Below are 6,686 nucleotides of genomic sequence, written 5' to 3' on the forward strand. Positions count from 1 at the left end.
GGGCGGGCGCCCGGCCTGGGCGCGCCGGCGGCGGATGCGCCGTCGGCCGGCTTGCCGGCGCCGTCGGCCGCGAGCGCGGCGCGAAGCTTTCGAGCCACCGGGGGCGCGATCGTCGACGACGGGCTCTTGACGTATTCGCCGAGCTCCTTGAGCTTCGCGAGCGCGAGCTTGCTGTCGACGCCGAGCTCGGAGGCGATCTCGTGTACGCGTGGGTTTGCCACAATTCTCCTGTCTGGGGGCCTACCCCGGACAGGGCAGACCGTTAGTCGCGGACGGGTCTCATTTCGAGCCGTTCACTTTGTGTCCATAGCCGTTCAGCCGTTTCGCTGGGGGTGGTCTTGAATGGTCTGCGTGTCCAGTGGGCCGGGCACGCGCAATGCTCGTCCGAAGGCGCGACGCCGGATGGCGGCATCCACGCACTCGGTCGTGTCGTGCACCCACGCGCCTCGCCCGGGAAGCGATGCACGCTCGTCGGGGACGAGGAGGGCATCACGAACCACGACTCGCAAGAGGGTGGATCGGGGAGCACGCGCGCGGCACCCCACGCACGTTCGAACGGGTTCCATCGTACACCCCGGTCCTGGGCGGACGCCCCGCCCGTCGCTCAGTTGTCCTCGAGGATGCTGTCGGGCTGGATGTCGATCTTCGCGCCGGTGAGCTTGGCGGCCAGGCGGGCGTTCTGGCCCTCCTTGCCGATCGCGAGCGACAGCTGGTAGTCGGGGACGAGGGCGCGCACGGCCTTGATGTTCGCGTCGAGGATGAAGCTCGAGGTGACCTTCGCGGGCGACAGCGCGTTCGCGACGAACTTCGCGAGCTCGGGGTCGTAGTCGACGATGTCGATCTTCTCGCCGCCGAGCTCCTCGGTGACCGCGCGCACGCGACGCCCGAGCTCGCCGATGCAGGCGCCCTTCGCGTTGATCGTCGGGTCGTCGGACTTCACCGCGATCTTCGTGCGGTGCCCGGCCTCGCGCGCGAGCGAGACGATCTCGACGAGGCCCGCGGCGATCTCGGGCACCTCGAGGGCGAACAGCTTCCGCACGAGGCCCGGGTGGGTGCGCGACACGGTGATCGAGGGGCCCTTCGTGCCCTTGGCGACCGAGGTCACGTACACGCGCAGGCGCGAGCCGTGCGGGTACTCCTCGCCGGCGACCTGCTCCTCGGGCGGCAGGATGGCCTCGACCGTGCCGAGGTCGACGTGGACCATGCGCGGGTTGGGGCCCTGCTGGATGACGCCGGCGACGATGTCGCCCTCCTTGCCGCGGAACTCGCCGAGGATCGCGTCGTCGGCGATGTCGCGCAGCCGCTGGCTGATGACCTGCTTCGCGGCGAACGCGGCGATGCGGCCGAAGTCGTCGGGAGTGGTCTCCTCCTCGCCGATGACCGCGCCCTCCTCGTCGAGGAGCGGCACGTAGATCGCGACGTGGCCGGTCTTCCGATCGAGGTGCGCGCGAGTCCCGGCGGGGGCGGCGCCCGTCTGCGAGTGGTTCTTGCCGTAGGCGGTCAGGATCGCCTGCTCGATGATTCCGACGAGCTCGTCGAACGGGATCTCCCGTTCGCGTTCGACCGTCCGCAGCAACCCGAGATCGATGTCCACGGTGTCCTCCCTATTCAGCTCTCGCGAGGACGTCGCCGTCCCGGCATCCCTCCAGGGTACCGGATGGAGCCGTGCGGGATGGCGGGGCGCCGGCCCTCAGGCGGGCGCGGAGCCGAGCGCGTTGACGGCCCGGATCAGCCGGTGGAGCTCGCCGACCCGGAACTGGTTCAGCCGCATCACGAGCCGCGGAAGCTCGACGCGATCGCCGTCCTCGCGCTCGACGCGCAGCGGACCGGTGCGCTCGATGCGGCCCGCGGCGAGGAGCCCCTCGAACTCGCGGTTCAACGCCTCGAGCTCGCCGTCGGTCGGCTCCGCCCGCAGGCGCAGCACGAGCCGGCCGCCCACCCAGCGGAGGGAGTCGTAGTTGCGCCAGAAGCCGGTGATCTCCGCCGCGGCGGCCTCGACCGAGTCGGTGACGAGCACGCGGTCGAAGTCGCCCGGCGAGATCACGCCCGCGGGGATCAGCTGCTCGTCGACGAAGCGGCGCAGACCCTCCCAGAACGTTCCGCCCGGTGCGTCGAGGAGCACGATCGGCGTCGGCTCGGCCTTGCCGGTCTGCTGCAGCGTGAGCAGCTCGAACATCTCGTCCAGAGTGCCGAAGCCGCCGGGCACGCACACGAACCCGCTCGACTCCTTCACGAGCATGAGCTTGCGCGTGAAGAAGTACTTCATGGCGACGTTGCGCGCGTTCGCCTCGACGATCGCGTTGGGCCGCTCCTCGAACGGCAGCCGGATGGACACGCCCAACGAGTGGTCGGGGCCGGCGCCCTCGGCGGCGGCCTGCATGATGCCGGGGCCGGCGCCGGTGACCACCATCCACCCGTTGGCGGCGAGGGCCGCGGCGACGTCGGAGGCCTGCCGGTACAGGGCGTCGTCGGGGAGCGTGCGCGCGGAGCCGAAGATCGTGACCTTCGGCACGCCGGCATAGGGTGCGAACAGGCGGAACGCCGCGCGCATCTCGGTGAGCGCGGCCGAGGTGATCTTGAGATCCAGCCGTCCCGGGGTGTCCAGGCCCATGCCGATGCCGGTGGCGAGGATGCGCGCGACGAGGTCGGCGTGCTGCGCGATGCCCGCCTCCTCGATCACGGCGCGGAGCGCCTCGGTCACGGCACCGGACACGGGGTTGTTCGAGCTCTCGGTCATGCAGTCAGGATGTCATGGCGGGGTGAACGGCAGGCGAAGAGGCCGTCGGCGCCCGCCACCGCGCGACCTAGCCGCGCGGCATCCCGCTGTCAACCCGCTCGGAGACACGGCGCCGGCGGGGCATGATCGCGCCATGACCGAACTCACAGGCGCAGAGGCGCTCGCCCGCGTGAAGGACCTCGTCGAGGACATCGACTTCACGATGCTGACCACGCTCGACGACGCGGGGCATCTCGTCTCGCGTCCGATGAGCACCCGCCGCATGGACGACAGCGGCGACATCTGGTTCTTCACGTCGGACCACACGAAGAAGGTCGACGAGGTCGAGGCCGATCGGGACGTGGGCCTCGCCTACAGCGACGCGAAGGGCATGCGGTACGTCTCCGTCGCCGGTCGCGCCCGCGTCGTGCACGACCGCGCGCTCATGGAGGAGCTCTACACCCCCGCGCTCGACGTGTGGTTCGCCGACGGCCTCGACACCCCCGGCGTCGCGCTGCTCCGGGTGACCCCGGTCGAGACGGAGTTCTGGGAGCCCGCGAAGGGCAAGATCGCGATGGCGGCCGACCTGGTCAAGGCGTTCGTGACCCGTGACACGCCCGACGAGGACATCATGAACCACGGCCGCATCACCTGCTGAGCCCGCCGCATCCGCTCTATGCGTATTTTTGTTCACATATGGGCATAGACATACCGCGCTTAGTTTCGAATCCTATGCTAGTATTGGTGCATGTCACCGGAGCTTGGAGTCGAGCAGTTGAGCGAGTCTCGCATGCTCGGGTTGTGCTTCGAGGACGTGGAGCGGCATCAGTACGTGCTGCACCGTGACGCGTCCCGGCGGGCGGCGGCACTTGCCGATGCGATCGGTTTCGCCCGGCAGCATCCCTCCGTGTATGCGCTGCCCGGCGACCCCGATCCGGTGGGCACAGCGGAGCGCTGCGCGGTGACCGAGGCGTCGTGCCGTCTCCAGCTGTCCGAGAACACGGTCCGGAACCTCGTCCATACCGCCGACGCCGCACGAGCCTCACTGCCCGCCCTGTGGGCGCAGGCATGGGAAGGGTTCGCCTCGCTTGCCCAGGTGGATGCCGCCCTGGCCCTCGTCCCGCGTTTCGACGCTCACCCGGTCGGCGCGCTCACCGCCTTCGACGAGGCTCTCGCCGACCTGGCCCCGGACTGCTCCCCCGCCCTGTTTCGCGCCCGGGCCCGGAGGCTCGCCGATCGGCTCGCGCCGGTAGACCCGGCGGCCGAGCACACCGCCGCCCGCCGGGCACGCACCATGGTCGTGGAGACATGCGAGGCGGGGATGTCGTGGGTGCACCTGCTCACCGCGACCACCGACGCCATCGCGATCAAACGGCGCCTCACCGCCACCGCCAAGCACGTGCAGCACAACGTCCGCGACGGCCGCACCCGTGACCAGGTCCGTGCCGACCTCGCCACCGCCTGGCTGAGAGGCACCGGAACCCCCACCGCCGTCACGACGAAGGTCTACGTCACCGTGCCCCTCGATCAGCTCACCCCCGAGGCGCAGCGCACCGTCCGCCAGGACCTGCCTGTCCCGGCCGGCGCTCCCGACCTGAACCAGACCGCGCGCCTGGACACCGGCGACACCATCGACAAGACCACCGCGATCCGGCTGCTCCTGGAAGCCGGGAGCTTCACCCGGATCATCACCGATCCGGTCACCGGCGTCATCCTCGACATGGACCGCACCGCCCGCACCGCCACCCGGCAGCAACGCGAGTGGCTCCTCCACACCCACGCGACCTGCACCCGCGACGGGTGCAGCCATCCCGCAGCCGAGAGCGACATCGACCACTGGGACGCCTTCCACGGACCCGGCCGGGGACCCACCGATCTCCGGAACCTGCATCCCTTCTGCGCCCCCGACAACCAGGCCAAAGAGAAGACCCGCTACCAGTACCGGCGCCGCGACGACGGCACCGTCCAGCTCATCTCCCCCACCGGCTACGCCACCCGGCGACCCCGCCACGGCGAACGAGAAGCCACCGCGATCCTCACACGCCTGCACGCGCAGACGAGCACCGCCACCGACGACCCGCCCTTCTGAGATTCCTGGTCGATCCCCGCTGAGACAGGATCCCAGCTGAGACAGTTCGCCTCGGCGAAACCGAAGGGTCAGTGGTGGCGGGTCAGGCGCGCGACGGCCTCCGCCGCCGCCACGACCTCGCGGTCGCCGGTGCGGCGATCCCACAGCTCGACCCGGCCGTCGGCGGCGCCGCGACCGACGATCACGATGCGCGGCACGCCGATGAGCTCGGCGTCGCCGAACTTCACGCCCGGAGACGCCTTGGGCCGGTCGTCGTAGAGCACGTCGAGGCCGGCGTTCTCGAGGTCGTCCGCGAGGGATGCCGCGAGGTCGAACGCCACGGCATCCTTGCCCGTCGCCACGACGTGCACGTCGAACGGCGCGACCGACTCGGGCCAGATCAGCCCGCGCGCGTCGTTGCTCAGCTCGGCGATGATCGCGAGGATGCGCGTCACGCCGATGCCGTACGAGCCCATCGTGACGGTGACGAGCTTGCCGTTCTCGTCGAGGACCTTCAGGCCCAGCGTCTCGGCGAAGAAGCGTCCGAGCTGGAAGACGTGGCCGATCTCCATGCCGCGAGCGAGCTCGACCGGACCCGAGCCGTCCGGGGCGGGGTCGCCGGCGCGGACGTTCGCGACCTCGACGTACCCGTCCGCGGTGAAGTCGCGGCCGGCGACCAGCGAGTGCACGTGCTTCTGGTCGATGTTCGCGCCGGTGACCCAGCTCGTCCCGTCGACCACGCGCGGGTCGAGCAGGAAGCGGATGCCGGTGGCGGACTCCTCGCCGAGGATCGCGCCCTGCGGCGACCAGGGGCCCATGTAGCCCTTGACCAGCAGCGGGTGCCGCTCGAAGTCCTCTGGCGTCGCGGCCTCGACCGCGGCGGGCGCGAAGGCGACCTCGACGCGCTTCTCGTCGACCTCGCGGTCGCCGGGGATGCCGACGACGACGAGCTCGCGCGTGCCGTCGAGGTGCGTGAGGGCGAGCACGACGTTCTTCAGCGTGTGCGCGGCGGTCCACTCGGCGGCGGCGTCCGTCGCCGGACCGGCGATTCCCGGTGCGGGCGCGGCGAGGTGCGCGTTGGAATGCGCGACGAGCGTCTCGATCGTGGGGGTGTCGGGCGAGTCGAAGATCACCGGCTCGGGCAGCCCCTCGAACGGGATCGGCTCCGGCGCGACCGTCGTGAAGGCCTCGACGTTGGCCGCGTAGCCACCGGCGGAGCGCACGAAGGTGTCCTCGCCGACGGGGGTCGGGTGCAGGAACTCCTCCGAGCGCGCACCCCCCATGAGGCCGTTGTCGGCGTTGACGATGACGTACTCGAGGCCGAGGCGTCGGAAGATGCGCTCGTAGGCGTCGCGCTGCGCCTGGTACGAGGCATCCAGCCCCGCGTCGGTGTAGTCGAAGGTGTAGGCGTCCTTCATCGTGAACTCGCGGCCGCGCAGCAGGCCCGCCCGGGGCCGGGCCTCGTCGCGGTACTTGTCCTGGATCTGGTAGATCGCCAGCGGCAGGTCCTTGTACGACGAGTACAGGTCCTTCACGAGCAGCGTGAACAGCTCCTCGTGCGTGGGGGCGAGCAGGTAGTCCGCGCCCTTGCGGTCCTGCAGGCGGAAGATGCCGTCGCCGTAGGCCTCCCACCGGCCCGACTCGCGGTAGGGGTCGGCGGGCACGAGCGCCGGGAAGTGCACCTCGTACGCGCCGGCGTTCGCCATCTCCTCGCGGACGACCGCCTCGACCCTCGCCTTGACCTTCAGCCCCAGCGGCAGCCACGTGAAGATCCCGGGCGCGGTGCGCCGGATGTAGCCGGCGCGCACGAGCAGCTTGTGGCTCGTGACCTCCGCGTCGGCGGGGTCCTCACGGAGCGTGCGGAGGAAGAAGTGCGAGAGACGGGTGACCACGAGGGTCAAG

Annotated in this window: 7 protein-coding genes; 2 read left to right on the plus strand and 5 right to left on the minus strand. The window is 70.6% G+C overall.

Annotated features, from left to right (window positions below; genetic code table 11):
- The 4 genes from WML84_RS11555 to WML84_RS11570 form a co-directional block, all read right to left on the minus strand.
- Positions 1 to 221, minus strand: a 221-nt coding sequence (locus WML84_RS11555) for a translation initiation factor IF-2 N-terminal domain-containing protein (protein WP_347346294.1), incomplete at its 3' end; no start/stop codon positions are given.
- Positions 222 to 314: 93 nt separating this feature from the next.
- Positions 315 to 566, minus strand: a complete 252-nt coding sequence (locus WML84_RS11560) for a YlxR family protein (protein ID WP_347346295.1) — start codon at positions 564 to 566, stop codon at positions 315 to 317.
- A 38-nt stretch (positions 567 to 604) separates the two neighbouring features.
- On the minus strand, positions 605 to 1,594 hold the full coding sequence (nusA, locus tag WML84_RS11565) for a transcription termination factor NusA (protein ID WP_347346296.1): 990 nt from the start codon (positions 1,592 to 1,594) through the stop codon (positions 605 to 607).
- A 96-nt stretch (positions 1,595 to 1,690) separates the two neighbouring features.
- On the minus strand, positions 1,691 to 2,737 hold the full coding sequence (locus WML84_RS11570; RefSeq protein WP_347346297.1) for a TIGR00730 family Rossman fold protein: 1,047 nt from the start codon (positions 2,735 to 2,737) through the stop codon (positions 1,691 to 1,693).
- Positions 2,738 to 2,870: 133 nt separating this feature from the next.
- Between WML84_RS11570 and WML84_RS11575 the strand changes: the two genes are divergently transcribed.
- Positions 2,871 to 3,374, plus strand: a complete 504-nt coding sequence (locus WML84_RS11575) for a pyridoxamine 5'-phosphate oxidase family protein (RefSeq protein ID WP_347346298.1) — start codon at positions 2,871 to 2,873, stop codon at positions 3,372 to 3,374.
- Between the two features lie 90 nt (positions 3,375 to 3,464).
- Positions 3,465 to 4,805: a DUF222 domain-containing protein gene (locus WML84_RS11580; protein ID WP_347346299.1), complete on the plus strand. Its 1,341-nt coding sequence runs from the start codon at positions 3,465 to 3,467 to the stop codon at positions 4,803 to 4,805.
- Positions 4,806 to 4,873: 68 nt separating this feature from the next.
- On the opposite strand, the gene WML84_RS11585 is transcribed toward WML84_RS11580, so the two are convergent.
- Positions 4,874 to 6,676 (minus strand): proline--tRNA ligase, encoded by a 1,803-nt coding sequence (locus tag WML84_RS11585; RefSeq protein WP_347346300.1) that lies wholly within the window; start codon positions 6,674 to 6,676, stop codon positions 4,874 to 4,876.
- Positions 6,677 to 6,686 lie beyond the last annotated feature (10 nt).

The organism is Microbacterium sp., assembly GCF_039812165.1.
Lineage (GTDB): Bacteria > Actinomycetota > Actinomycetes > Actinomycetales > Microbacteriaceae > Microbacterium.